This is a genomic window from Enterobacter cancerogenus (genome assembly GCF_019047785.1).
Lineage (GTDB): Bacteria > Pseudomonadota > Gammaproteobacteria > Enterobacterales > Enterobacteriaceae > Enterobacter > Enterobacter cancerogenus.
Map to the genome: position 1 here is coordinate 2,301,514 of NZ_CP077290.1, position 23,899 is coordinate 2,325,412.

General features: G+C 56.3%; 25 protein-coding genes. 5 read left to right on the top strand and 20 right to left on the bottom strand.

Annotated elements, in window-relative coordinates:
- The first annotated feature begins 11 nt into the window (after nucleotides 1–11).
- Nucleotides 12–326 (top strand): DUF485 domain-containing protein, encoded by a 315-nt coding sequence (locus tag I6L58_RS10810; protein WP_058610468.1) that lies wholly within the window; start codon nucleotides 12–14, stop codon nucleotides 324–326.
- A complete protein-coding gene (gene actP / locus I6L58_RS10815) occupies nucleotides 323–1,972 on the top strand; it encodes a cation/acetate symporter ActP (protein WP_088209330.1) in 1,650 nt (549 codons plus the stop codon). The genes I6L58_RS10810 and actP overlap by 4 nt, the downstream gene beginning before the upstream one ends.
- 30 nt (nucleotides 1,973–2,002) lie before the next feature.
- Here actP and I6L58_RS10820 read toward each other — a convergent pair whose 3' ends face one another.
- The gene (locus tag I6L58_RS10820) at nucleotides 2,003–2,692 is read right to left on the bottom strand and encodes an LrgB family protein (protein ID WP_006177372.1); all 690 of its coding nucleotides are present in this window, start codon (nucleotides 2,690–2,692) and stop codon (nucleotides 2,003–2,005) included.
- Nucleotides 2,685–3,095 (bottom strand): CidA/LrgA family protein, encoded by a 411-nt coding sequence (locus tag I6L58_RS10825; protein ID WP_088209329.1) that lies wholly within the window; start codon nucleotides 3,093–3,095, stop codon nucleotides 2,685–2,687. The genes I6L58_RS10820 and I6L58_RS10825 overlap by 8 nt, the downstream gene beginning before the upstream one ends.
- A gap of 102 nt (nucleotides 3,096–3,197) precedes the next feature.
- Between I6L58_RS10825 and I6L58_RS10830 the strand changes: the two genes are divergently transcribed.
- Nucleotides 3,198–4,085 (top strand): LysR family transcriptional regulator, encoded by an 888-nt coding sequence (locus tag I6L58_RS10830; protein ID WP_006177375.1) that lies wholly within the window; start codon nucleotides 3,198–3,200, stop codon nucleotides 4,083–4,085.
- 296 nt (nucleotides 4,086–4,381) lie between these two features.
- Here I6L58_RS10830 and I6L58_RS10835 read toward each other — a convergent pair whose 3' ends face one another.
- From I6L58_RS10835 to soxR, 4 genes are all read right to left on the bottom strand, one after another.
- Nucleotides 4,382–6,028, bottom strand: a complete 1,647-nt coding sequence (locus I6L58_RS10835; protein ID WP_006177379.1) for a Na+/H+ antiporter — start codon at nucleotides 6,026–6,028, stop codon at nucleotides 4,382–4,384.
- Nucleotides 6,029–6,178: 150 nt separating this feature from the next.
- The gene (gene ghxP / locus I6L58_RS10840) at nucleotides 6,179–7,528 is read right to left on the bottom strand and encodes a guanine/hypoxanthine transporter GhxP (protein ID WP_042321127.1); all 1,350 of its coding nucleotides are present in this window, start codon (nucleotides 7,526–7,528) and stop codon (nucleotides 6,179–6,181) included.
- A gap of 296 nt (nucleotides 7,529–7,824) precedes the next feature.
- Complete coding sequence (locus I6L58_RS10845) at nucleotides 7,825–8,496, bottom strand: glutathione S-transferase family protein (RefSeq protein ID WP_088209328.1); 672 nt, start codon at nucleotides 8,494–8,496, stop codon at nucleotides 7,825–7,827.
- A gap of 366 nt (nucleotides 8,497–8,862) precedes the next feature.
- Nucleotides 8,863–9,321 carry a redox-sensitive transcriptional activator SoxR gene (soxR, locus tag I6L58_RS10850; protein ID WP_006177388.1) on the bottom strand — a complete coding sequence of 153 codons (459 nt, stop codon included), beginning with the start codon at nucleotides 9,319–9,321 and terminating at the stop codon, nucleotides 8,863–8,865.
- Nucleotides 9,322–9,419: 98 nt separating this feature from the next.
- Here soxR and soxS point away from each other — a divergent pair, with 98 nt between their 5' ends.
- A complete protein-coding gene (gene soxS, locus I6L58_RS10855) occupies nucleotides 9,420–9,746 on the top strand; it encodes a superoxide response transcriptional regulator SoxS (RefSeq protein ID WP_013095071.1) in 327 nt (108 codons plus the stop codon).
- A 6-nt stretch (nucleotides 9,747–9,752) separates the two neighbouring features.
- Here the strand turns inward: soxS and I6L58_RS10860 are convergent, their stop codons facing one another.
- Nucleotides 9,753–11,318, bottom strand: a complete 1,566-nt coding sequence (locus I6L58_RS10860; protein WP_088209327.1) for an EAL domain-containing protein — start codon at nucleotides 11,316–11,318, stop codon at nucleotides 9,753–9,755.
- Between the two features lie 336 nt (nucleotides 11,319–11,654).
- Nucleotides 11,655–13,055 carry a GGDEF domain-containing protein gene (locus I6L58_RS10865; protein ID WP_088209348.1) on the bottom strand — a complete coding sequence of 467 codons (1,401 nt, stop codon included), beginning with the start codon at nucleotides 13,053–13,055 and terminating at the stop codon, nucleotides 11,655–11,657.
- A 438-nt stretch (nucleotides 13,056–13,493) separates the two neighbouring features.
- On the opposite strand from I6L58_RS10865, the gene I6L58_RS10870 reads away from it, so the two are divergent.
- Nucleotides 13,494–13,775, top strand: coding sequence for a YjcB family protein (locus tag I6L58_RS10870; RefSeq protein ID WP_042321134.1), 282 nt, complete (start codon nucleotides 13,494–13,496; stop codon nucleotides 13,773–13,775).
- A 55-nt stretch (nucleotides 13,776–13,830) separates the two neighbouring features.
- Here the strand turns inward: I6L58_RS10870 and I6L58_RS10875 are convergent, their stop codons facing one another.
- The 12 genes from I6L58_RS10875 to I6L58_RS10930 all read right to left on the bottom strand — a co-directional run bounded on the left by I6L58_RS10875 (nucleotide 13,831) and on the right by I6L58_RS10930 (nucleotide 23,432).
- Nucleotides 13,831–14,349: a hypothetical protein gene (locus I6L58_RS10875; RefSeq protein WP_058610876.1), complete on the bottom strand. Its 519-nt coding sequence runs from the start codon at nucleotides 14,347–14,349 to the stop codon at nucleotides 13,831–13,833.
- On the bottom strand, nucleotides 14,342–15,391 hold the full coding sequence (parM, locus tag I6L58_RS10880) for a plasmid segregation protein ParM domain-containing protein (RefSeq protein WP_006177402.1): 1,050 nt from the start codon (nucleotides 15,389–15,391) through the stop codon (nucleotides 14,342–14,344). Before parM ends, I6L58_RS10875 begins: the two co-directional genes overlap by 8 nt.
- A gap of 80 nt (nucleotides 15,392–15,471) precedes the next feature.
- On the bottom strand, nucleotides 15,472–16,236 hold the full coding sequence (locus tag I6L58_RS10885) for a C40 family peptidase (RefSeq protein ID WP_058610874.1): 765 nt from the start codon (nucleotides 16,234–16,236) through the stop codon (nucleotides 15,472–15,474).
- 10 nt (nucleotides 16,237–16,246) lie between these two features.
- Nucleotides 16,247–17,167 carry a putative lateral flagellar export/assembly protein LafU gene (gene lafU / locus I6L58_RS10890; RefSeq protein WP_006177404.1) on the bottom strand — a complete coding sequence of 307 codons (921 nt, stop codon included), beginning with the start codon at nucleotides 17,165–17,167 and terminating at the stop codon, nucleotides 16,247–16,249.
- A complete protein-coding gene (gene motA / locus I6L58_RS10895) occupies nucleotides 17,167–18,030 on the bottom strand; it encodes a flagellar motor stator protein MotA (protein WP_006177405.1) in 864 nt (287 codons plus the stop codon). Before motA ends, lafU begins: the two co-directional genes overlap by 1 nt.
- A 7-nt stretch (nucleotides 18,031–18,037) precedes the next feature.
- A complete protein-coding gene (locus I6L58_RS10900) occupies nucleotides 18,038–18,739 on the bottom strand; it encodes a FliA/WhiG family RNA polymerase sigma factor (protein WP_058610872.1) in 702 nt (233 codons plus the stop codon).
- A 13-nt stretch (nucleotides 18,740–18,752) separates the two neighbouring features.
- The gene (locus tag I6L58_RS10905; RefSeq protein WP_058610871.1) at nucleotides 18,753–19,223 is read right to left on the bottom strand and encodes a flagellar basal body-associated FliL family protein; all 471 of its coding nucleotides are present in this window, start codon (nucleotides 19,221–19,223) and stop codon (nucleotides 18,753–18,755) included.
- A gap of 11 nt (nucleotides 19,224–19,234) precedes the next feature.
- Complete coding sequence (locus I6L58_RS10910) at nucleotides 19,235–20,293, bottom strand: flagellar hook-length control protein FliK (RefSeq protein ID WP_176399449.1); 1,059 nt, start codon at nucleotides 20,291–20,293, stop codon at nucleotides 19,235–19,237.
- The gene (gene fliT, locus I6L58_RS10915; protein ID WP_006177410.1) at nucleotides 20,290–20,598 is read right to left on the bottom strand and encodes a flagellar protein FliT; all 309 of its coding nucleotides are present in this window, start codon (nucleotides 20,596–20,598) and stop codon (nucleotides 20,290–20,292) included. Before fliT ends, I6L58_RS10910 begins: the two co-directional genes overlap by 4 nt.
- On the bottom strand, nucleotides 20,591–20,989 hold the full coding sequence (gene fliS / locus I6L58_RS10920) for a flagellar export chaperone FliS (protein WP_088209326.1): 399 nt from the start codon (nucleotides 20,987–20,989) through the stop codon (nucleotides 20,591–20,593). The genes fliT and fliS overlap by 8 nt, the downstream gene beginning before the upstream one ends.
- A 13-nt stretch (nucleotides 20,990–21,002) precedes the next feature.
- Complete coding sequence (gene fliD / locus I6L58_RS10925; RefSeq protein ID WP_088209325.1) at nucleotides 21,003–22,295, bottom strand: flagellar filament capping protein FliD; 1,293 nt, start codon at nucleotides 22,293–22,295, stop codon at nucleotides 21,003–21,005.
- 195 nt (nucleotides 22,296–22,490) lie between these two features.
- Nucleotides 22,491–23,432 carry a flagellin N-terminal helical domain-containing protein gene (locus tag I6L58_RS10930; protein ID WP_088209324.1) on the bottom strand — a complete coding sequence of 314 codons (942 nt, stop codon included), beginning with the start codon at nucleotides 23,430–23,432 and terminating at the stop codon, nucleotides 22,491–22,493.
- Between the last annotated feature and the right edge of the window lie 467 nt (nucleotides 23,433–23,899).

A 23,899-nucleotide genomic window follows, 5' to 3' on the forward strand; every position in this document is an offset into this window, starting at 1 on the left:
GAGACTCTGTGATGAATGACCATATTTGTCAGCAGATAGAGAACAGTGCGCACTACAGGGAGCTCGTCGAAAAACGGCAACGGTTTGCCTTCTTACTTTCCATCATCATGCTGATTATCTACGTCGGCTTTATCTTACTGATCGCCTTTGCCCCGCACTGGCTCGGCACGCCGCTGCACGCGGGCACCAGCGTCACGCGCGGCATTCCGATTGGTATTGGCGTGATTGTCATTTCGTTTGTCCTGACCGGCGTGTACGTCTGGCGCGCGAACGGAGAATTCGATCGTCTTAACAAGGCCGTTCTGCGCGAGGTAAAAGCATCATGAAGCGAGTCCTGACGGCGCTTGCCGCCACACTTCCCTTTGCAGCCCAGGCTGCGGATGCCCTGACCGGCGACGTGCAGCGCCAGCCGACCAACTGGCAGGCGATCATCATGTTCCTGATCTTCGTGCTGCTGACCCTGTACATCACCTACTGGGCGTCGAAGCGCGTGCGCTCGCGTAACGATTACTACACCGCGGGCGGCAACATTACCGGTTTTCAGAACGGGCTGGCGATTGCGGGTGACTTTATGTCTGCCGCGTCGTTCCTTGGCATTTCTGCCCTGGTTTACACCTCCGGCTATGACGGCCTGATTTACTCCCTCGGCTTCCTGGTGGGCTGGCCGATCATTCTGTTCCTGATTGCCGAGCGTTTGCGCAACCTCGGGCGCTACACCTTCGCCGACGTGGCATCGTATCGCCTGAAACAGGGGCCTATTCGCACCCTCTCCGCCTGCGGCTCGCTGGTGGTCGTGGCGCTGTACCTGATTGCGCAGATGGTTGGCGCAGGCAAACTGATTGAACTGCTGTTCGGCCTGAACTACCACGTTGCGGTGGTGCTGGTCGGCGTGCTGATGGTGATGTACGTTCTGTTTGGCGGCATGCTCGCCACGACATGGGTGCAGATCATCAAAGCGGTGCTGCTGCTGTTCGGCGCGAGCTTTATGGCCTTTATGGTGATGAAGCACGTTGGTTTCAGCTTCAATAACCTGTTCACCGAAGCGATGGCGGTGCACCCGAAAGGGGAAGCGATCATGAGCCCGGGCGGGCTGGTGAAAGACCCTATCTCTGCCCTTTCGCTCGGCCTCGGGTTGATGTTCGGTACGGCGGGCCTGCCGCACATCCTGATGCGCTTCTTCACGGTGGCAGACGCGCGTGAAGCGCGTAAGAGCGTCTTCTACGCCACCGGGTTTATGGGCTACTTCTATATCCTGACCTTTATCATCGGCTTTGGCGCCATCATGCTGGTGGGGGCGAATCCGGCGTTCAAGGACGCGGCGGGCGCGCTGATTGGCGGTAACAACATGGCGGCAGTGCATCTGGCCGACGCGGTGGGCGGTAACCTGTTCCTCGGCTTTATCTCCGCCGTGGCCTTTGCCACCATTCTGGCGGTGGTCGCCGGGCTGACGCTGGCCGGGGCATCGGCGGTTTCGCACGATCTCTATGCCAACGTGATCCGCAAAGGGGCGAGCGAACGCGACGAGCTGAAAGTGTCCAAAATCACCGTGCTGGTACTGGGCGTGGTGGCGATCCTGCTGGGGATTTTGTTCGAGAAACAGAACATCGCCTTTATGGTGGGGCTGGCCTTCTCAATTGCGGCAAGCTGTAACTTCCCAATCATTCTGCTCTCCATGTACTGGTCGAAGCTGACCACCCGTGGGGCAATGATTGGCGGCTGGCTGGGGCTGCTGACGGCGGTGATTTTGATGATCCTCGGCCCGACGATTTGGGTGCAGATCCTCGGTCACGAAAGCGCCATCTTCCCGTATGAATACCCGGCGCTGTTCTCTATCGCCGTGGCGTTTATCGGTATCTGGTTGTTCTCGGCGACGGACAACTCACCGGAGGGCAACCTGGAACGCGAGAAATTCCGCGCCCAGTTTATCCGCTCACAAACCGGCCTGGGTGTAGAACAGGGCCACGCGCACTAAGCCTCCCTCCCCGGCCGCAGGGCCGGGGAGTTAAAACATCACCCACGCCACCAGCGGCGCGATCAGCACCATCACCACGCCCGAAAGCATCATCACCAGGCTTGCCACAACGCCCTCCTGCTGACCCAGCTCATACGACCGCGCCGTGCCTGCACCGTGCGACGCCGCACCAAATCCTGCCCCTTTGGCCATCCCTTCACGGATGGAGAGACGCAAAAACAGCATATCGCCAACCGCCATGCCAAACACGCCCGTGACGACCACAAACAGCGCCACCAGATCCGGCTGGCCACCGAGCGGTTTCGCCGCCGCCAGCGCAAACGGCGTGGTGACCGAGCGCACGGCCAGGCTGCGCTGGATCTCATCGGAGAGGGTAAACAACCGCGCCAGCCAGACGGAGCTGCACACGGCCACCACCGTGGCGGTCATCACCCCCGCGCTCAGCGACATCCAGTGGCGTTTGATGATCGCGAGGTTGTCGTACACCGGCACCGCAAAGGCGATGGTCGCCGGGCCGAGCAGCCACAGCAGCCAGTGGGACTCGCCGATGTAGTTCTGCCAGGAGATGTGCCCGAACACCAGCATCAGCACCAGCAGGATCGGCGTGAACACCAGCGGCATCAGCGGCAGCGCGTGAAAACGACGATACAGCCGCTTGTTGGCAAAATAGATAACCAGGGTAGCCACCAGGCACAAAACGCTGATCTGAAAATTAGTCATGCTTCTGCCTGCTGATTTCAAAGCGGTAGACTTTATCCACCACCCACGCGGTAGCACCCAGCACCATCAGCGTGCTCAGCGCGATGACCGCAAAAATACGCCAGCCGTCGACCATCAGCAGCTGCGCGTAGTTCACCACCGCCACCACCGCCGGCACAAAGAACAGCAGCATTTCCGCCAGCAGCCAGCGCGCCCCGGCGCGCACCCAGTTCAGGGGAAGTATGCGGCAGAGAATGAGCGTCAGCATCAGCACCATCCCCACCAGATTGGCGGGCAGCGGCAGATGCAGCCAGCCGACAAGATATTCAGCAAAAACAAAGAGTCCGGCATAAAGCAGTACCTGAACCGGTACCTGGAGTCGTTGTACAACGGCAGGCGTGAAACGGCCTAACGCCACGGCCATGGGTGATTTCCTCAAAAATGAGACGGAGCGCCAGTATAGTGAGCGCACGCCCCGGGCAGAAATGAATTAAAATCATCGAAGGTATAGTTCCGAGGAATAATCATGGACATAAGAACGCTGCGCTATTTTGTCGAAGTTGTTCGCCAGCAAAGTTTTACCCGCGCAGCGGAGAAGTTATTTGTCACCCAGCCCACCATCAGCAAGATGCTAAAAAACCTTGAAGATGAACTGAACTGTACCCTGCTTATCCGCGACGGGCGCAAGCTTCTGCTGACCGACACCGGGCGCGTGGTGTTTGAGCGCGGGCTGGCGATCCTCGCGGAGTTTCGCCAGCTGGAAGCGGAGCTGGGTGATATCAATCACCTGACGAAGGGGCTGCTGCGCCTGGGCATTCCGCCGATGGTTGGCATGATGATGGCCGGGCCCATCAGCCTGTTTCGCCAGCGCTACCCCGGCGTGGAGCTTAAAATTGCCGAGTTTGGCGGCCTGACGGTGCAGCAGGCCGTGACCAACGGCGAACTGGACGTGGCGATGACGGCGCTGCCGGTTGAGGAGGAGAGCGGTCTGGCGACGCTGCCCCTGTTCAGCCATCCGCTGTGCGTGCTGGTGCCACGTTCCGGTGAATGGCTGCACATCGACTCGGTGAAACCCGAGCAGCTCGGCGAGCATCCGCTTTTGATCTACAACGAAGATTTCGCGCTCAGCCGCCAGCTGATGGCGCTGTTTCAGCAGCATAACGTCAAGCCGCGCATCGCGGTACGCAGCGGCCAGTGGGACTTTCTGGCGGCGATGGTGCAGGCGGGCGTGGGGATTGCGATCCTGCCGCAGCCCATTTGCGAACGGCTGGATAAAAACACCCTGCGCTGGATCCCGCTGGAGAGCGAGCTGCACTGGCAGCTGGGCATGATTTGGCGCGAAGGGGTCTATTTGTCGCACAGCGCACAGGCGTGGCTGAAATGCTGCGAGGGGTTTTGGATGCCGCCTGAATAGCCGGGTGGCGGCTTCGCCTTACCCGGCCTACTCGTCCTGAAATGCTGCGAGGGGGTTGGACACCGCCTGAATAGCCGGGTGGCGGCTTCGCCTTACCCGGCCTACTCGTCCTGAAATGCTGCGAGGGGGTTGGATGCCGCCTGAATAGCCGGGTGGCGACTTCGCCTTACCCGGCCTACTCGTCCTGAAATGCTGCGAGGGGTTTGGATGCCGCCTGAATAGCCGGGTGGCGGCTTCGCCTTACCCGGCCTACAGGACTTGTAGGCCCGGTAAGCGCAGCGCCACCGGGCAAAACGCTACTGATTCTCTACCAACAGCGCTTCCAGCAGGTCCAGATCGTGCAGCAGCTTTTGCAGCGTCTCGTTGCTGATCTGGCGCGTGGCGCGCAGGTGATACAGCTCGGCGCGCTCGGAGCGCAGCGCCGCCAGGCGGAACCGGCGCTCCAGGTTCTCTTCCTGCAGCGAGCTTTCCACGTCGTTACGTCCGTCCGCGCGGCGACGTAAATTACCGATCACGCGGGAACTCACCTCGGTCAGCAGCTGGTTATCAATGTTCTCTTCGCTGTCTGCGGCAAGGCGCTCCTCCATCTTCTGGATCGCCACAATCGCCACTTCGGCGGTGGCCGCCCGGGCAATCCGCTCCTCTTTGTGCTGCTGGCCAGAATCACCGACATCAATATGCTGGAGCAGCATCGGCAGCATGATCACGCCGACAAACAGCGAGAACAGGATCACGCCCGCCGCCAGGAAGACCAGCTCGTAACGCGCCGGGAAGACGTCGCCCGTGGGCAGCAGTAGCGGAATGGAGAGCACACCGGCGAGGGTAATCGCCCCGCGCACGCCCGCAAAGGAGGCGATCAGCAGCTCGCGGGTGGACCACGAACCGAACTCCATCGGCTTTTTCTTCAGGAAGCGCATGCTGAAGTTCTTCATCGTCCACAGCCAGCCGAAACGCACCAGCATCAGCGCCAGGTAGATCAGCACGATATCGGTGAACAGCATCCAGGTTTCGACGTTAGGGTCAGCTTCTGCCGCCACCAGCGACGACTCCAGAATGCCCGGCAGCTGCAGGCCCAACAGCAGGAACACCATGCCGTTAAAGACAAATTCCAGCATCGCCCAGGTGCTGTTGGCGCGCAGACGCATCGCCAGCGGCGCGCGGCGCATCACGCCGGAGCGGGTGATGGTCATCCCCGCCGCAACCGCCGCCAGAATGCCCGACACGCCAATGTGTTCGGCAATCAGGTAAGAGGCAAACGGCAGCAGGAACAGCAGCACGATCTGGGTGGCCGGCTCATCGCCGCCCCAGCGGCTGAGGAAGCGCAGCGAACGGCCATACAGCCAGCTCACCACGAAGCCCGCCAGAATACCGCCGATCGCCACCTTAAAGAATTCCATGGTCGCGCCGCCCACGGTGAAGACCATCGTCCCCATCGCGACCGCCACGGCAAACTTCAGGGCGACCAGGCCAGAGGCGTCGTTCATCAGCGCCTCGCCCTGCAAAATGCCCATGATTTTCTTCGGAATACGACCTTCGCCGACAATGCCGGACAGCGCCACGGCATCGGTTGGCGAGAGCACGGCCGCCAGCGCAAAGGCCGGAATAAGCGGAATGCCCGGCACCGTCCAGTAGATCAGGTAGCCAATCCCGACCACGGTGACCACCACCAGCGCCAGCGCCAGGCCGAAGATCTCTCGCCCGTGCTCAAGGAATTCGCGGGTCGGCGTTTTCCAGCCATCGGCGAACAGCAGCGGCGGAATAAACAGCACGAGGAACAGTTCGGGGTCGAACTCGACGTGCAGGCCAAACGTCGGCCACGCCAGCAGCGCGCCGATAGCAATTTGCATAAGTGGAAGCGGTAGCTGGAAGGGCAGTACGCGTGTGACCACCCCCGATAACGAAACCACCAGGATCATGATGAGTATTGTGAAGAAGATTTCCATGCGTTCCCTGTTTGCTGTGTTGCTTATGTACTTCAAAAGGCGTCGTGCCTTTCAGTCTATCCTCTCCAGAGTAACGCAAAAGGCAACGAGATGAGTTCTGAAAATAAAAACGGGCGGCCTGAGCCACCCGTTTTCGCAGGAAAAGACAAATCAGATGGCCCAGCCGCCCGCGTAGAACGCCACCAGCGCGATGGCGATCACCACGGTGCCGATGTTCAGCTTGCGCCACTCGCCGGAGACCAGGCGACCAATGACCAGCGACGCGAAGCCGATCATGATACCGGTCACGATGTTGCAGGTCAGCACGATGAACACTGCGGTAATGAGGCCTGACATGGCATCCACAAAATCGGCAAAGTCGATTTTCGCCACGTTGCTCAGCATCAGCAGGCCGACGTACATCAGCGCCGGTGCGGTTGCGTAAGCAGGCACCAGGTAGGAGAGCGGAGAGAGGAACAGGATCAGCAGGAACAGCACGCCCACGGTGATCGCCGTCAGGCCGGTTTTACCGCCTGCCGCCGTGCCCGCTGCGGACTCAATGTACACCGCTGCCGGGGCCGCCCCTACCAGGCCGGAGAAGACGCTGCTCAAAGAGTCGGTCGTCAGCGCTTTGCCGCCATCAATAATCTGGCCGTCTTTATCCAGCAGGTTCGCCTGACCGGCGACCGCGCGGATGGTCCCGGTGGCATCAAACACCGCCGTCATCACCAGCGCCAGCACGCTTGGCAGGATCACCGGGTTCAGTGCGCCCACGATATCCAGGCTGCCAATCAGGGAGTTGCCGTTGTCATCGCTCAGCGACGGCATGGCAAAAATGCCGGAGAAGTGCACGGTCGGGTCGAAGATCAGGCCAACAATGGACACACCGATAATGGTCAGCAGAATGCCGCCAGGCACTTTCAGTTTTTCCAGACCAATAATCACCGCCAGCCCCACCAGGGACATGATCACCGGGAAGCTGGCGAAGTTGCCCAGCGCAACCGGCAGGCCGTCCAGCGGGTTCTTGATCACCAGGCCAACGCCGTTTGCGGCAATCAGCAGCAGGAACAGGCCGATACCGATACCGGTGCCGTGCGCCACGCCCTGCGGCAGGTTGCGCAAAATCCAGCTACGAATACCGGTTGCGGAGATAATGGTAAACAGCACGCCCATCAGGAACACGGCACCGAGGGCAACCGGTACGCTAATGTGTTGACCCAGCACCAGGCTGAACGCGGTAAAGGCGGTCAGCGAGATGGCGCAGCCGATAGCCAGCGGCAGGTTCGCCCACAGGCCCATGACGATTGAACCAACGCCCGCCACGAGGCAGGTGGCAACAAAGACAGCCGCTGGCGGGAAGCCCGCCTTGCCCAGCATGCCCGGCACAACGATGACGGAGTAAACCATCGCCAGAAACGTGGTCAGCCCGGCAACAACTTCCTGACGCACGGTGCTGCCGCGCGCAGAAATTTTAAACATGGCGTCAAGCGAACCGCCGGTACGCGCAGATGGCGTAGACATAGAAAACATCCCCTGAGAATTTTTTTAGATCGCCTGCAAACGTGGTGGAGACTCCACTGCCAGCTAAACGTCAAATCCTTGTGCTACGTTTGCGACGAAAGGGGCGTCACAAAAAAAGCAAACGTTTAGCTCCGCGCTTACAAAACGGGTGGTCAATTTAAGGCAAACGATTATCTAGCCTAATCCCCGCCCTTTTCAACTGAACTTTCTCGTTTTGGACTAATTTTCGCGTATGTCGCCGAAGAAATAAGCAGAGGATGCGCAAACGTTACCGTGGATGCGCATTTTCGTAACAGTTACGCGTCACCGGGAAGGGTCAGCGACCCTCCTTTTTCGAGGGTTCTCTGCCAGGCCGGGAGGTTCTCAACTTTTGCTTTCCATGCGCGGGTGTGCGGCAGGTTTTCAATGCCGCCTCGCGACAGCAGGGCGAAAATCGGGAAGCTCATCTGAATATCGGCCATGCTCAGCGTCTCCCCGGCAAACCAACTGTGTTGCGCAAGATGGGATTCGATAAAGCGCGCGTGGGTTTCCAGCTGGCGGTTGAGATAGGCTTTTTGTACCCCCTGCCCCAGCGCTTTACCCAGCGTTCGCAGGCCAAACGGCACCGGCGGTTTGCCGAGGCTGTTGAAAACCAGCTTCATCAGGAGCAACGGCATCAGCGAGCCTTCGGCATAATGCAGCCAGAAGCGGTACTGCACCTTGTCGGCGGCATCCTGCGGCTTGAGCCGGGAATCGGCATCGTAGGTTTCCTGCAGGTATTCGAGGATCGCGCCGGATTCCGCCAGAATCAGGCCGTTATCTTCCAGCACCGGCGATTTCCCCAGCGGGTGCACTTTTTTGAGCGACTCGGGTGCCAGCATCGTCTTTTCACGCTGGTAGTGAACAATCTCATAGGGCAGAGAAAGTTCTTCAAGCGCCCAGATGACCCGATGTGAACGCGACTGGTTAAGATGGTGGACCTTTAGCATCGTCTTCTCCTGTGAATGATCACTTTTAACTATAGAAAATCGAACAACATCGCGAAAAAATTTCGGCTAAAAAGCGTTCAGCTGCGCTGGCGAAATAGCCGGGCCTGGATAGAATTAAAGTGTCAGCACAAACCGGAACCTCACCCAACTTGCTCGACACGAGGGGTGCTGATGTCGGGGGAAACCCTCCTGTGAACCAGCGGGATAGAGAGAAAGACAAAGACCGGGAATAAACTAAAGCGCCCTCCTGTGGCGCTTTAGTTTTTTTATGCGTGCGGGAATTTGCCGGGTGGTAGCTGCGGGATTGAGGATTGCGGGCAAAACGCAGGCCGGGTAAGCGAAGCGCCACCCGGCGAACGCACGCATTCACTCCTCCTCCAGCAATCGCGCCCCTGTGCCCTGCTCGCCCAGCCTGTCGCCGGGGTTACGCAACGGGCAATCGCTTCGCGACAGACACCCGCAGCCAATGCACCCGTCCAGTTCATCGCGCAGGGCCACCAGGGTGTGGATGCGCCGGTCAAGCTCCTCCCGCCACTGGGATGACAGCTCCTTCCACTCTTTTGGGCTAAGGGAGTGGCCTTCCGGCAACACGCCAAAGGCATCGCCGATGGTCGCCAGGGGGATGCCGATGCGTTGCGCAATTTTGATAATCGCCACATAGCGCAGCACGTCGCGGGTGTAGCGCCGCTGGTTGCCCGCATTGCGGATGCTTTTAATTAACCCTTTGCTTTCATAGAAGTGGAGCGCCGATACCGCCACGCCGCTTCGCTTAGCCACTTCTCCGGGGGTTAACAGCGCTTTTATTCGCGGCAATCTCTTTTCCATAAAACCTCTTTACCTCAAGTTAACTTGAGGAATTATACTCCCCCGCAGAGAAAACGACGAATTAACCGAGATAGATGTATCTACAGAGGGGCAACCTTATGTCGCATCAGCAAATTATTCAGACACTTATTGAATGGATTGATGAACATATCGACCAACCGTTGAACATTGATGTGGTCGCAAAGAAGTCGGGCTATTCAAAATGGTACTTACAGAGAATGTTCCGCACCGTCATGCACCAGACGCTGGGTGAGTACATCCGCCAGCGCAGATTACTGCTGGCGGCGCAGGCGCTACGCTCTACGCAGCGGCCCATTTTTGATATCGCGATGGATCTGGGATACGTGTCGCAGCAGACCTTTTCCCGCGTCTTCCGCCGCGAATTTGACCGCACGCCGAGCGATTATCGCCACCAGTTGAACTAAGGCGTGTTAGCCCAGAGGTTGCTGCTGCCAGGAGATAAACTCCTGCGGCGGCATCGCTTTCGCGAAGTGCCATCCCTGACAATACTGCACGCCGCGCTTTAACAGCCAGCTCACCTGCTCTGCCGTCTCCACCCCTTCCGCAATGGTTTTCAGACGCAGGCTCTGCGCCATTTCGATGATGTGCTCGGCAATCAGGTGGCTGGTGCTGTTGGTGGCTAAGGTATCGATAAAGGATTTATCAATTTTCAGAATATCGACGTTCAGGGAATAGAGGTTGTGCAGGTTGGAATAGCCGGTGCCGAAATCATCGATTGCCACCTCATAGCCCGCCTGGCGGAAGGCCTGGATCACCGGCGTGGTTTTCGGCACATCGATAAACCCGCGCTCCGTCACCTCGATTTTGATCTGCTGCGCGCGCACGGCGAAGTATCTGGCCTTGTCAGAGATCATGGCGATCAGCCGCGAGGAGTGGAAGTCCGATGCCGAAAGGTTAATCGAGATATACAGCTGCGGATGGTTTGCCAGGTAGTGTCCGAGATCGCTAAAGACCTCTTCCACGACGTAGTCCGTGATGCGTTCGATCATCCCCTCTTTTTCAGCCAGCGGGATGAACTCTGCCGGGCTCATCACCTGCCCGTTAAATCCCGGCCAGCGCAGCAGCGCCTCTGCACCGACGCACTGATTATTTTTAATATCGATAATCGGCTGGTAGTGCACGCAAAGCTGGCGTTTATTCAGCGCCCGATGGAGCAATCGCCCCGGAGAGTTGAATTCACGGTGGGTACGCGACCAGACCAGCAGAATAATCAGGCTGCAGATCATGCCCAGCGGCAGCGTCAGGGTTGCCTGGTGATAAAGCGTTTCATAAAAGCGGGCAGTGGATGTGGACACAATCGCCGCTATAGGTCGTTTTTCAGATTTGACGATCGTATAGAAGCGGTCATCTTTTTGAAATGCCGATTCCTTATCGCCAATCACCGAATTTAATAATGAAATATCCGCTTTTGCGCTGACGGAAAATAATGCATTGGTGACCGTGTCATACATCCCCCACAACAATGAATGGTCGGATGACATCACTTCGCTGTAAAAAAGCGGATTGACCACCACCACATAATTTCCCCGCTGCATATACGTCATTTTATAGCCCGGAAAAAAGGGCGTATCGCGATAATAATAGATAGCGACGTCGGGTTTACGGATGAAATTGGCGGTGGGGATAGCGTAAGGCTGGTCTGGGGTTAATACGGTCGAACAGAGAAAATTTTGCCCCTCGGCATAAATTAAATCAGCGACGAACAGGCGGGCGCGAACAACATTCAACATATATTGACGATGCGCAGGGGTACACCGCTCACCCTGATATTTTTCGGCATCGTCCCGGGCTAAATCCACCTGTTGAATCACCAGCTCGGTTTTATCCAGCGCCAGTTCGGCAAAGGTGCGCAGCTGGCTGGTGGTCTCCGACACGGCTCTGAGCTGGGCAAACCATAGCGCAAGCATCACCGGCAGCATAACTACCATGATGATCCCTACCACCCTGAGCAGCTTGCGCCGCGCGCTACGATTCATTTCCCGCCCTATATCCCTGCATGTTGTACGCCTGTAGTACTGAAGGCCGGATGCTTTGACAAACAGGTGATTACGTTGCATGAATCATGCGAAGTTAGCAACTGACTTTTCGTATTAAAAATCTTAAAAATCGTTATGACGATAATATTTTCCCGTAAGCCAAACTGAAGGAATTCGTTCCGTTTCAATTAAGGAAAATAATTATCCACCAAAAGCAGGACGTTTAAGATAACACAGCCGGGGATCGTTGATTAAAACAACTGACGTCAGCATGAAAAAAGTACAGCCTGAACATAAATGTCGCGTTATTTGCGCACACGGCGTTAATGCGTTGCGTTATAAATAATCTGACGCCACCACGGTTTTTCCTCTTCCCGTACGTTTGGCATCATATAATGCTTTATCGGCTCGCGTGAGTAACGCCGACGAGTCGCGTTGTCCCAGGCACACCTCGACCACGCCCGCGCTAAAGGAGAGCACCAGGCTTTTATTCCCCACCTGCAGAGGTTTGCTGCTAAGCATCGTCCGTAACCGGGCGGACAACCGCGTGGCCGCCTCCCCATTGCCCCCTGCCAGCAGAAGTAAAAATTCCTCACCGCCCACGCGCCCCAGCAGTGAACCCGCCGGGCTAAGCGCGCGAATGCAGTCGCAGAAATGGCGCAGCGCCGCATCGCCCACCTGATGTCCCCACCCATCGTTAATCTGCTTGAAATAATCCAGGTCGAACATCAGCACGCAGAAATGGCTGCGGGGATCGTGACGGGAGTTCACCGCCAGCGCCATTTTCAGCTGGTGCAAAATGGCGGAACGGTTAAGGCAGCCGGTGAGATCGTCAGTGGTCGCCTTCACGGCCAGCCGTTGCTCGGCTTTTTTACGTTCGGTGATGTCGAGGCCAATATTGAGAATGGAGTTGTCCGGCAGCAGGATATTCGACCAGAGGATGGTGAGCGGCGTGCCGTCCTTGCGTACCGGATGCCATTCATACATGTCTTTTAGCGGCGAGTGATGAACCGACTCTCTGACCCGCCGTCGCTCGTCCGGATCGGGATAAAACAACGTTAGCGGGTCCGCATGGGCCGCAATCTCCGCCCTGCTCCAGCCGAACACCTTTTCACACTCGGCGTTCCACAAGACGCAGCGGTTATGCCTGTCGAACGCGTTCATTAACACCGGTGCACGTTCAAACAGGGTTTTATATTGCGTGACGACCCGCTGCATTTCCTGCGCCGTTTTTTCACGGGCAAGCATCTCTTCAAAGTAGTCTTTTAATTTTTCGACCAGCAGCGCAACGATATTTTTCAGGATCGGCAAAGCAGACAGTTTTTCATCGAACGCCAGAAAGAAATACCCGCTGCACTGCCCGTGCCGGGTTGAGAGTTTGCAGAGCACCCCGCTCTGCAATTGCGCACAGCCCGGATGCTGCGGGGCAAAGTGCGCCCGACCAATGTTTTCTTTCCAGTAGATCACGCGCCAGGCGCGATGATGGCGTTGCAGCAATGTGCTGGCAAGAAAATCCGCCACTTCAAAGGGGTGGCAGGTGACCTCACCTGCGCTCACCACCCGCTGCACCCCTTCCCCGTCAACGCTGACCCAGGCAAGCGTCGAGCCCAGCGCGCCGTTGATGGTTTTCAGCATCTCCGCCAGGGAACACTGTGCGTTAAGTTGAGGGATCAGTTTTGCCAGAGCGTGCAGCGCCTGCATGCTGTCATTAACAATCTTGTTTCTTTTTACTTTCATCTTTTTTTCGCAGGTCATTAATGAAATAGCAACCACAGCAAATCAGATAAGAAAAAGAATAAACCGAATGGTCAAATAAGGGCTGAGTGTAAATGAAAAGGTACGAAATAATAAAAAAGCCAAATAAATCATCAATCTGACGTATTTGCCGCTGGTACATTTATTTATCCACTCAAGCATAATCCATAGGTCTGATACTGTAAACGTTATACACCTTACGGGTTATTGCCGCGCTTTGCCTATCCTGATGAATTTATTATAAAGAGGAGGAGAAAACGCCTGCTGCGCCTGCGAAGATATATTTTCACTGGTTATAAATACCCGCTTTTTACCCACCTGAGGCTGGCGAATAAATCTACAAACGTGATATAGTTCACACATATTATGTAACGCAAGACACTGTTTCAGTGTAGTTCGTCTGTTTTGAGGATGGGTTTTATGGCAACCATTACAACCAGCATGGTTCTCCTGCGCTGGCCCTTGTGCAGTGCGGTATTGATGTTTTTAGCCAGCACGCTGAATATTCAGTTTCGTAAATCTGACTACGCCGGTCTCGCGGTGATCAGCACCTTGCTGGGCGTCGGCGCGGCCTGCTGGTTCGCTACGGGACTGCTTGGCATCACCCTGCTGGATATCGCCGCCATATGGGAAAACGTCAAAGTGGTGATGGTAGAAGCCATGAGCCATACCCCACCCGACTGGCCGGTCGTCATTACCTGATCCGCGTTTCCCTTTGCCCCCATCCCTGACGATGTTCAGACAAAGGGACCTCGCCTCAGAAGATCCCTTTCTGGCGGATCTTCTGCATTTTCTCTACCGGTGCGTCAACCTTGCTCACTTCAACGTTATCGCGTTCGGGCGCTGGCGCGCTGGCGGTCTTTGCCGCCATGCGTAGCTGCTGCAGTGCGAGTTTGTGCTGTTCCATCAGAGGCTTAAGCGCGGCGACCTCCTCACGAATTTTTTGCAGTTCCATCAGCTGTGCGGATGGCTCCTCCTGCTTTTCCGGTGCGGGCTGAAGCTCGCCCAGCAGCGCACTGAGCGTGAGATTTTCGCGCCCCAGCGACTCCGCCACATGGTGGCAGAGCGCCGGATCTAACAGAAACAGCTGCAAACCGGCCAGGTAGACGTCACGATGAAAACCACGGATAGCCATGTTGGCATCGTCAACGCTGTCTGCCTGGTTTACCGACTGATGCCATTTTTGCAGCTGCTGCATCGCACGCCGATCCGCGTGCGACTGTTCCGGCGTCAGGTGAAGGGAGAGGTTAACGCGGCGGATCTGCCCCTTATGCATCCTCGCCCACCTCGGCCATTAACGGTTCATCGATGGTCTGCGCGCCCGCGTCCGAGTGATAGAGGCAAATTTCGCGCGACAGCGCGCTTTGCGGGTTGTCGATAGTGACCACGCGGTCGCCAAGGGTGGCGTACGCTTCCCGAATCGCGCCTTCAATCAGATGCGCACCGCCACCCACCAGGTAAACGCGGTTCGGGTTTTTGGCAAATTTCTTCGCCTCATACGCCACCTGATCGCCCAGTTCCTGAATCTTGATGTCGATTTTTTCGAGGATCTCGTCGATACGCGATTCGTCGTTAATGACGCTTTTCACGAAGTCGAGGTCGTGACGGCGCTTGATCAGCTCATTCGCCACCAGGTAGCTTGAGTCGCTGTCGGCGGCGGCGAGCAGCTTACGCGTCGCGTCCGTGACCATCGCCACGCCAATTTCATTGTTACCGTAAATGGCGGAAACATCGTCAAATTCCCCCACGACGATGCCCATATCCAGGGTGGTGCCACCGCAGTCCACCACCAGCGATTTTGTGAATTCGTTAACGCTGGAATTCAGCAGATGCGACAGCGCGGCTGGCAGGCTTTCCGGCATCACCTGAACATCGACGATACGGAACAACTCGCCCTTGTTGAGCGTAATATCGCGCATCAGGTTCTGACGCTTCGCCTCAATGCGATCTTCATTGCGCTGGCAGTCGTCCGGGTTATAGAACTGGGTGATCGGCAGCGTCACAATCACTTCAACGTCACACGGGGTCACGCCGGTTTGCAGCAGCGCGTGGTGTACCGCCAGCAGGTTCAGATCGTCGTACTGATAGTCGATATGGGTGGTCGACAGCGCCTTGTCCGAGGTGGCGTCGTAGGTGTATTTGGTGGTGCCGATGGTGTAGTTATGCACCGCCTGGCCGCGCAGCAGCGCCGCGCTCTTCCAGTCTTTACGGAAAGAGTTGGGCGAGACCACGGTTTTCAGCGTGCCATTCTCAATCCAGCTGATTTTGACGTTGGTGGAGCCATCATCAATGGCAAATTTTTTACGCGTCTGGTTCATACAAGTCTCTCAGTCAATCTTTATACAGGAGGGCCATCCCTGGCGGCGCATACCTTGAGGGGGTATTCAGCGTCAGGCCGTTACAGGACGGCCTCTTCAGTTAATATCCGGCGGGCACCGAGGTAGTGGTCCTGCCAGAAGCTGTCGGAAAGCTGGCTCACGCGGATATTCAGACCGGTGCGCGGCGCTTCGATAAATTGTCCGTCGCCCAGGTAAACGCCGACGTGGTCGGCCCCCGGGCGCTGGCTAATGTTGAAAAAGACCAGGTCGCCGCGACGCAGTTTCTCTTGTTTGATCGGGCGCAGCGTGCGGTCCTGGAACATCCCGTTGGCCGTGCGCGGCAGGGTGCGGCTCAATACCGGGTTAAAGGCGTAGAACACCAGGCCGCTACAGTCGAACCCCTGCTCCGGCGTCTCGCCGCCCCAGACGTAGGGTTTGCCAAGCTGCTGCTGCAACAGGTGAATCACCTGTTTAAGCGAGGCCTGCAGGCGCGGGCTGATCTTCTCGCCCGGCAGCGGTTCCCAGATCATGTCAGTGGACAGCTTTCCGGGCTGCCAGCGCTTGTGCATCGCCAGCAGCTCGCGGTTTTCTGCGCGCTCAAGACGACGCTTTTCGCTTTCACGTCGCTTCTGTTCCGGCGTGACAGGCACCACCGCCAGGCGCACGCGGCTCTTTTTCAGCAGCGCTTCCCGGTTGCGCATCCTGGCCTTGGCCGCCTTTTCCTTCTCGGTGGCCGCCATTTTTTCACTGCGTGGCGCAGCCTGAACGGAAGGGCTGCACGCCATCATCAGCGCGGCGGCGAGGGCCAGTCCGGCCGCTTTTTGCAGGGGGTTCAGAGTAAACATCGTAAAATCGTTAGTTCTGCTGCGTGAGTTTATCGACGATCGGCTTGATGACCTTTTCACCGTGTTGGCCAAAGAACTGGTACAGCGAGTCGCTGGCCGAGTGGGTCAGGACCATGATCTCAATACGCCTGTTCGATGAGCTGAGCGGATTCGCCGGATCGAGAAGCATCTGATCCGCCATACCGCTCACCTGCAGCACCTTGTCCTGATCCAGCCCGGCATGGGTCAGCACTTTGCGCGCCTGCATTGCGCGTTCGCCGGACAGGTTGTAGTTGTTATAAAGATCCTGGTCGCGAAAACGCGTGGCATCCGTATGCCCGGTAATGATGATCTTGTTGTCGATCTTGTTCAGCGCCGGGGCAAACTCGGTTAACAGGCGTTTGAAGAACGGCGTTAAGATCGCGCTGCTGCGCTGGAACATTTCGCGTTTTTGATCGTCGGTGATCAGAATGCGCAACCCTTGCGGCACAATCTCAATTTTGAGGTTTGACTGTGCATCATAGGCTGACGTGATTTTCATGATAATGCGGGCGAGATCTTCAATCTCGTTCTGCGAACGCGACTTCACGTCGTCGAGGCTGGCGCTTTTGGCCATCGCCGCTGGCGTCGGCGTCTCTTTCTGCGGGTGCTTATGATCGCCGCGATCGCGTTTTTCGGTCACCGCGATTTTGCCGCCCACGCCGTTAGGCTGGGTGATGGGCGACAGCGTCTGTCCGTCAAAAATGGATTCGCCGTTAAGCTGAGAAACGATCTCTTTACGCTCCTCCTCCGTTACCGACCCCATGATCCACAGCACCATAAACAGCGCCATCATGGCGAGGGTGAAGTCGGCAAAGGCCACCTTCCACGCGCCGCCATGAAAAGTATCATGGCTTTTGCGCGAGGAGCGTTTGATGATCGTGGTATGTTCTTTACCGCGAGTGCCACGCATCAGGATTCACCCGTCATTTGGTTCACCCAGCTGTCCAGCGTCGCGAAGGTCGGTTTTGAATCCAGCGGCAGCATTTTGCGCCCCGCATCCACCGCCAGCAGCGTGGGTTTACCGGCCACGTGGTTGACCAGCACGGTACGCACGCACTCGATAACCGCCATCTGCTTCTTGGTCCGCTGCTCCATGGCGTTCGCCACGGGATCCATCAGGCAGTAGCAGAAGAACACGCCGAGGAAGGTGCCGACCAGCGCCGCCGCCACTTTGACGCCGATCACCGCAATCGAACCATCGATCGACTGCATGGTGATGATGATCCCCAGTACTGCCGCGCAGATCCCGAAGCCCGGCATCGCTTCCGCGGTACGCTGCAGCGAGCGGGACGGCTGCAGCAGGTTCTCTTCCATCGCCACCAGCTCCTGCTCCAGGATCCCTTCCAGCTCGTGTTCGTTGATTTTGCCCATCGCCATCAGACGGAAGTTATCCGCAATAAAGGTGATGATGGCTTTGTTTTGCAAAATCAGCGGGTACTTCTGGAAAAGCGGGCTGCTTTCTGGCACTTCGATGTGTTCATCCAGCACCTTCAGACCGCCGTCCTGCACCAGCTCCAGCAGTTCAAACAGCAGCATCAGAAGCTGACGCTGATACTCATCGGTGTATTCGTTTTTACGCATAATGCCGCGAAACTGGCGATACATTTCCGCCAGCACCGGCTTGGGATTAGCCAGCACCATGGCGCCCAGACCGGCACCGAGAATGATGATGATCTCACCGGGCTGCCAGAACGAGGCCAGCCGCCCACCGGACATAAGAAAACCGCCGACGACGCAGGCGAAAATGATGAAAATACCGAGAAACTTTTGCATATACCTTTCACTTCTGGAAAAAACACTGGATCTTTTGAGCGATCTTTTTATTGAGCTGACAAACGCGCGCCTCGGTTAAGTCGAGCACTAACGCGATCTCCTTCAAACTCATCTCATGCTGGTAATAGAGCGAGAGAATTAACTGCTCGCGCTCATCAAGGCTTGCCAGCGCAGCCCTTAACGTCCCGCTGGTGACCATTTCGTCCTCCAGCGAACGGGTATTTAGCGTACCGTTCAGGGCATCCCCGCCCAGTAATTCATCGAGACTTTCCAGCGTCTTGGCACAGTCCAGCAGCAAGTATTCGTGGTACTCCTCGGCGGTGATGGAAAGATGCGTGCTCAGATCCTCAAAGCTCGGCGTTCGGCCCAGCTTGCGGGTCACTTCGCGGATCGCGTCGTTTAGCTTATGGCTCTTCTGTCGCAGCCGACGTGGACGCCAGTCCAGCTCGCGCAGCTCATCCAGCACCGCTCCGCGAATACGCTGGGCGGCGTAGGCTCCAAACTGCTCGTCCGGGTGACCATAGCGGCGCAGAGCGGTCAGCAGCCCCATCAGGGCGATCTGTTCCATATCCTCTCTGTCCATGACGCTGCTGGTCTGCCAGGCGAGCTGTTTCACCACGCGATGTACCAGGGGCAACCAGGCGCTCACGTATTTCGCTTCATCCGCCGGGGTCAGCGAGTCATCCGCAATAAAATCATTCATTTCCATCAACGGCCGTTACTTACTGGAAAACCATTTTGCTGATGATTACGTCCTTAAACGGCATCCGCGTATTCAGGCTCTTGAAGCGTTCCGAATAGGCGTTCATCAGCTTGTCGCGCAGCACTTCCACACTCATCGCGCGCACGGCGTCGTAATCCATTGCCGACAGCAGGTTGACGGTCGCCCCGCGAATGGCGGGTGAAAGCTCTTCGGCACGGTGCGTATCGGCCGCGCTTCCCGTGGTCAGCGCCAGCTCAAGCAGCAGGTAGCGCTCGGAATCGCCGCGGCTTTTTAAGGTGACGACCACGTTTTTAATTTCTACAAACTCCACCACGCTCTCGTCATCGGAAGAGGTAAAGAGGCTGGTGATGGCCGAGCGTTTATGCTCGTCCTGGCTCAGAAGGTGTGTACCCACAACGGTGAGTACAGCGGCGAACGTTGCTGCGATAAGGGCAATAACCAGCCCTAAAGAAAAAGTCTTCAATGTCATAATGGGTATGCTTAAACCGTAAGTAGTACTGAATCGTCGTGGTCAGCCGTCGTAAAGCCGTCGTCTGCGTCTATCACCGCGCCCGCCATCGGGTTTGCTTCCTGAGCGCTGCCCGACTGCTGCTGTCGCTGCTGATGCTGTCCCGACTGGGAAGAGACCTGCACGTTGACCTGAACAAAGTTTTGCTCGGTCAGGCTCTGGCGCAGTTCATTGCTGATCTGCTGGAGCGAGCGGTAGGTCTCGCCGTTGCTGGCGCTGATATGCACCTGCATGCGCCCGTTTTCGATCTGCAGGGAGATATCCACTTTGCCCATCTCCGGCGGATCCAGACGGATCGTGGCGTGCTGAACCTGGTTTCGGACCTGGATCTGCAGACGATCGTTAAGCGCGCTGTGCAGCTGCTGCGCCCACTTTGCTTCGTCGGCGTCCATCTTGATCGGCGGCAGGTTAACCGGCTGTTTGTCCGTCACGGTGGACGGGGTCTGCACGGCAGTCGGTTGCCCGGCCACGGGCAGCACCGTTGCCAGCGTTTTGGTGAATTCCGTCATCGCCGGTTTGATCGCCGCATCCGTTGCAGGCTCGGGCGTGAGGGATAAGGTCATCGGCTGCGGCACGGCTTTCAGCGGTGTGGCAATGGGCGGATTGCCCACGGCGAAACTCTGCATCTTCAGCCTGTCGCCGGGTAGCGGTACGCTCTCCGACGTCGCGTTAAGCGTTTTCGTCGGCATCCGGCTGGCCATCAGCAGCGCATCCAGCAGTTGCTGCGGCGAACCGATCAGGTTTTGCGCCAGCGTTTGTGCATCAGGGGTCTGCGTGTCCTGGTCGTCATCGCTGTCGTCTTTCGCTTTCACGTCGGCCAGAACCATGGCGTTGTCGCGCGGCTGCTCGCCGCCCAGCAGCGAATTAACGATATTCAGCAGCGCGTCGTTAAAGGCAGGTGTGGCCTGGCTGGCCGCATCCTGATTTTCGGGCACAGCGGCAGCCCCGGCGTCGGCGGGCTGCACCGGCGCGACGTCGGTCGGATCGGCAGCAACGGGAAGCTGCGTCATCTGTGAAAGCATCAGGTTCATTGGCCCCTATCCTCAGCATCGGCAAACAGCGCGTAGGCGGTCGCCCCTTCCCGATTACGACGCGCGCTCGCCATCTTCTGCTCCAGGTCGTCGCTTTGCGCCTGGCAGAATCGGCTGACGTTGGCGTGCGTTTGCTGAAGGTCAGCCAGCGCCTCGCGTTTTTCCGCGCTCAGGGTCTGGCCTTTCAGCGAGGCCAGCAGCGCAGCGATCTGGGCGTCAACGTCCTGCATTGCCGGCCAGTCGTGCTGACTGGCCGCATGAGTCAGGGAACGCGCCAGATAACGCATGACCTGTACATCATCCATTCTGCTGCGTCCCCATTCTTTCCCAGCCGTCCTGCAGGTTAGCGAGGATCACCTCCACTTCTTCGATGCTTGCGACGGAGAGCTTGTGGCTGGCATCGTAAAGCCGATACACGCAGTAGTCGTAAAGGTTGGCCAGGCTTAACGCCAGCTCGCCGCCCTTTTCAAAATCCAGCGAGCTGGTGAGGGCATTGAGAATATCGATGCACTTGTTGATACTTTGCGCCTTTTGCTCATAGCGGCGGGCCGCAATATGACTTTTGGCGCGAACCAGCTCGTCCATCAGGCCGTTAAAAAGCATCAATACCAGCTGATGAGGGTTCGCGGCGGCAGCCTGAATAGCTAAATCAGACTGCTGATAACTGCCGTAACCCTGCTGTTCGTTCCCATACATAACTTTTCTTTCCTTACGCTAAGCCAAACATGCTCATGGTGCTGTTCATCGACGTCATCGCTTTCTGCAACTGGGTGAATTGCTTCAGGTAGCGGTTGTAAGACGATTCATAGCGCGCGTTCATGGCTTCGGTTTTGGTGTCGATATCGCCCTGCTGTCGGTCAAGCACTTCCTGACGGCCCTTCAGCAAGCCGTTGGTGGAGTTCAGGTAGCGGTCGAGGGATTTATCCATGCCGGACAGCAGCCCCTCTTTGCCGTTAAAGAGATCGTTAATCTTGTGGGGATCGGCCTTCAGCGCCTCATCAAGCTTTTTGCTATCAAGCTCAAGCTTGCCGTCTTTATCAGCGGTGATGCCGAAATCGGACATACGCGCATCGCCAAACACTTTACGCAGGGTGTCGTTCAACTCGCGATCGAGCGAAGAAATGGTGGCATCACCGGCAAACGCGCCGCGCTCTTCCTTATCGTTTCCGCTCTGGGTCAGCTTTTTAAGGGTATCTTTCAGAGTGTTATAGGAATCGATAAAGCCTTGCAGCTGCTCCGTCGTACCTGCAGTATCGGTGCCAACGGTGATGGTGAGCGGCTTGCCGTCGGTGGTGGCGGTTAAATCAATCGTGACGCCTTCAATCAGCTTATCGAGCTTGTTCGAGCTGCTGGTGAAAGTCATATCGCCCATCTTAAGTTCAGCATCACGCGCAGGAGAAATTTCTTTTGGCGTTAAGGTCCCCTGCCCGAAACCTGCGCTGCCGCCAACGGTGATTTCATTGGCCACACCGCTCTCGTCGCTGCTCAGCATGAGGGTCACTTTGCCATCCGTGCGCATCAGCGACGCGGTGACACCAGGGTTATCTTCATTGCCGTTGATTGCCTTGGTCAGATCGCTCAGGCTAGACATGTCCGTCAGGTCAACGGTGAGCGTTTCTTCGCCCACGGTAATATCCAGCGTGCCGGAAGCGTTTTTAATGTACTCATCCGACATGCCATCGAAACCAACCTGGTGCGCTGAGGCAAGCGCGTTAACCTGAATATTGTAGGTCCCTTTCGAAGCAGTCGTGCCTGCGGTCACGGTCGCGACCCCGTCACGACTGGTAGTGGCAGCATTTTTTAACATGCCGCTACCGGTTCCGTTTAGCCCGCTCATTGCACTACGGAAATCAGTTAACGCAGTACGCAGAGAGTCCAGCGCTTTTTGCTGGCTATTGAGCGTAGACGTTTTGGTGCCGAGCTGGTTCTGCAGCGCTGTGATTGACATCATCGCCATCTGCTGCGCCAGCGTTTGGGGGTCGATACTGCTGAAATCTGCCATTATTCTGTTCTCCAGACGCACCTGTTGCTCAATACAACATCGTTAAGCAAACACCGTGCCAATTTTTAATCCATTGATATAAAATAGATTTTAAATAAAGAGGAAGCATGTCTTCCCTCAACGGGGAAGGCAGGAAAGGGAAAATTGCAAACAAAAACACCGCCCTAAAGCGGTGTTTTTCAAGCGAGACCGTGATTAGCCCAGCAGGGACATGACCATACCGGACATGCTGTTGGACTGCTTCAGCATGGACATACTGGTTTGTACCAGCATCTGGTTCTGCGTCATGCTCGACGCTTCAGACGCGAAATCAGCGTTCTGAATGTTACCAATCGCCAGGTCGGTGTTGTCTTTCATATTCGCGAGGTTCGCCGCGGTATGGCCCAGACGGTTAATGTTGGCACCCAGCTTCGCACGTACGTTACCGACGCTGTTCAGGGTAGATTCCAGGTCTTTCATAAAGGCCTGTGCCGCTTCAGCATCTTTAAGGTCGATGGTAGTTGTTGCTGATGCGCCGCTCGCGCCGCTTACGGTAGACAGGTATTTAGAGCCGGACGCGCTAATACCGGTGAAGTTACCATCTGCGTCGATCATGGAAGTGGCAGCACCGGATGCGCCAGATGCGGAAACTTTGAATTCTTTGGACAGATCGACGGTCATCTTCTCATCTGCGGTTGAACCGATCTGGAAGTTCATCTCTTTGGTGAATTTACCGCCGGAAGCGAAAAGTTTTTCGCCGCCGTAAGAGGTGTTTTTCATGATGTTGTTCAGTTCTGAATTCAGTTCGTTCAGTTCCTGGTTGATCGCATCACGGTCTTTTTCCTGGTTCGTGTCGTTCGCTGCCTGGGTTGCCAGGTCTTTCATGCGGTACATAATGTTGCTTACTTCATCAAACGCGCCTTCAGCGGTCTGCATCAGCGCGGTTGCATCAGAGATGTTGCGCTGTGCAACGGCCATACCGTTGGACTGACCCTGAAGACGGGTAGCGATCTGCAGGCCTGCTGCGTCATCCGCTGCGGAGTTGATGCGTTTACCGGTACCCAGACGCTCCATTGCAGTAGACAGCATGCTGTTGGATTTATTCAGCGCGTTAACAGAAGCCATGGAAGAGGCGTTAGTAAAAATAGAAAGTGCCATGTTTGAATTCTCCTTTTGAACCTGTCTGTCAGGTTCTTCTCTCTGGTACTCAGGTAAAACGACACAGCGTGATGGCGAATTAAATCGAAAATGAAAAAAAATTATTTATCTGTTTATCGCACCCGATACGCGCGCTTCGCCGGGAAGCGAATAAGAAAGAACTTAAAAAACAATTAAAAAAGAAATAAAAGCGGCACAGAGAGTCCGAAACTTAAATTAATATTACAATTGCTTACGTTTTTTATTTACAAAAAGGAAAGAATCTCATTCGCAAAATATCTGCACAGATCAATTTAATTACAACGCGGCAAAAACTGTTAACAACAATATCAAAACTTGATATTTTTTAACTTTTAATGAAAGGTATTAATACGCCATCAAATTATTCGTTTAATAATTTGTTGCACATCACACTTTTATAGCGTAAAAATGTGTCCCGGAAGCGAATCTTCCTAATCACGCCTACG

Excerpts from the sequence above, each read along its gene's own strand:
- fliS (WP_088209326.1), bottom strand. The coding sequence starts at position 20,989 with ATGTATGGGAACGAACAGCAGGGTTACGGCAGTTATCAGCAGTCTGAT.
- I6L58_RS10900 (WP_058610872.1), bottom strand. The coding sequence starts at position 18,739 with ATGGAAATGAATGATTTTATTGCGGATGACTCGCTGACCCCGGCGGAT.
- I6L58_RS10870 (WP_042321134.1), top strand. The coding sequence starts at position 13,494 with ATGGCAACCATTACAACCAGCATGGTTCTCCTGCGCTGGCCCTTGTGC.
- I6L58_RS10860 (WP_088209327.1), bottom strand. The coding sequence starts at position 11,318 with ATGAATCGTAGCGCGCGGCGCAAGCTGCTCAGGGTGGTAGGGATCATC.
- I6L58_RS10885 (WP_058610874.1), bottom strand. The coding sequence starts at position 16,236 with ATGTTTACTCTGAACCCCCTGCAAAAAGCGGCCGGACTGGCCCTCGCC.
- I6L58_RS10905 (WP_058610871.1), bottom strand. The coding sequence starts at position 19,223 with ATGACATTGAAGACTTTTTCTTTAGGGCTGGTTATTGCCCTTATCGCA.
- I6L58_RS10810 (WP_058610468.1), top strand. The coding sequence starts at position 12 with ATGAATGACCATATTTGTCAGCAGATAGAGAACAGTGCGCACTACAGG.
- soxS (WP_013095071.1), top strand. The coding sequence starts at position 9,420 with ATGTCGCATCAGCAAATTATTCAGACACTTATTGAATGGATTGATGAA.
- I6L58_RS10845 (WP_088209328.1), bottom strand. The coding sequence starts at position 8,496 with ATGCTAAAGGTCCACCATCTTAACCAGTCGCGTTCACATCGGGTCATC.
- actP (WP_088209330.1), top strand. The coding sequence starts at position 323 with ATGAAGCGAGTCCTGACGGCGCTTGCCGCCACACTTCCCTTTGCAGCC.
- motA (WP_006177405.1), bottom strand. The coding sequence starts at position 18,030 with ATGCAAAAGTTTCTCGGTATTTTCATCATTTTCGCCTGCGTCGTCGGC.
- I6L58_RS10875 (WP_058610876.1), bottom strand. The coding sequence starts at position 14,349 with ATGCATAAGGGGCAGATCCGCCGCGTTAACCTCTCCCTTCACCTGACG.
- ghxP (WP_042321127.1), bottom strand. The coding sequence starts at position 7,528 with ATGTCTACGCCATCTGCGCGTACCGGCGGTTCGCTTGACGCCATGTTT.
- I6L58_RS10825 (WP_088209329.1), bottom strand. The coding sequence starts at position 3,095 with ATGGCCGTGGCGTTAGGCCGTTTCACGCCTGCCGTTGTACAACGACTC.
- I6L58_RS10865 (WP_088209348.1), bottom strand. The coding sequence starts at position 13,055 with ATGAAAGTAAAAAGAAACAAGATTGTTAATGACAGCATGCAGGCGCTG.
- I6L58_RS10835 (WP_006177379.1), bottom strand. The coding sequence starts at position 6,028 with ATGGAAATCTTCTTCACAATACTCATCATGATCCTGGTGGTTTCGTTA.
- I6L58_RS10830 (WP_006177375.1), top strand. The coding sequence starts at position 3,198 with ATGGACATAAGAACGCTGCGCTATTTTGTCGAAGTTGTTCGCCAGCAA.
- parM (WP_006177402.1), bottom strand. The coding sequence starts at position 15,391 with ATGAACCAGACGCGTAAAAAATTTGCCATTGATGATGGCTCCACCAAC.
- I6L58_RS10930 (WP_088209324.1), bottom strand. The coding sequence starts at position 23,432 with ATGGCACTTTCTATTTTTACTAACGCCTCTTCCATGGCTTCTGTTAAC.
- I6L58_RS10820 (WP_006177372.1), bottom strand. The coding sequence starts at position 2,692 with ATGACTAATTTTCAGATCAGCGTTTTGTGCCTGGTGGCTACCCTGGTT.
- fliD (WP_088209325.1), bottom strand. The coding sequence starts at position 22,295 with ATGGCAGATTTCAGCAGTATCGACCCCCAAACGCTGGCGCAGCAGATG.
- lafU (WP_006177404.1), bottom strand. The coding sequence starts at position 17,167 with ATGCGTGGCACTCGCGGTAAAGAACATACCACGATCATCAAACGCTCC.
- soxR (WP_006177388.1), bottom strand. The coding sequence starts at position 9,321 with ATGGAAAAGAGATTGCCGCGAATAAAAGCGCTGTTAACCCCCGGAGAA.
- fliT (WP_006177410.1), bottom strand. The coding sequence starts at position 20,598 with ATGGATGATGTACAGGTCATGCGTTATCTGGCGCGTTCCCTGACTCAT.
- I6L58_RS10910 (WP_176399449.1), bottom strand. The coding sequence starts at position 20,293 with ATGAACCTGATGCTTTCACAGATGACGCAGCTTCCCGTTGCTGCCGAT.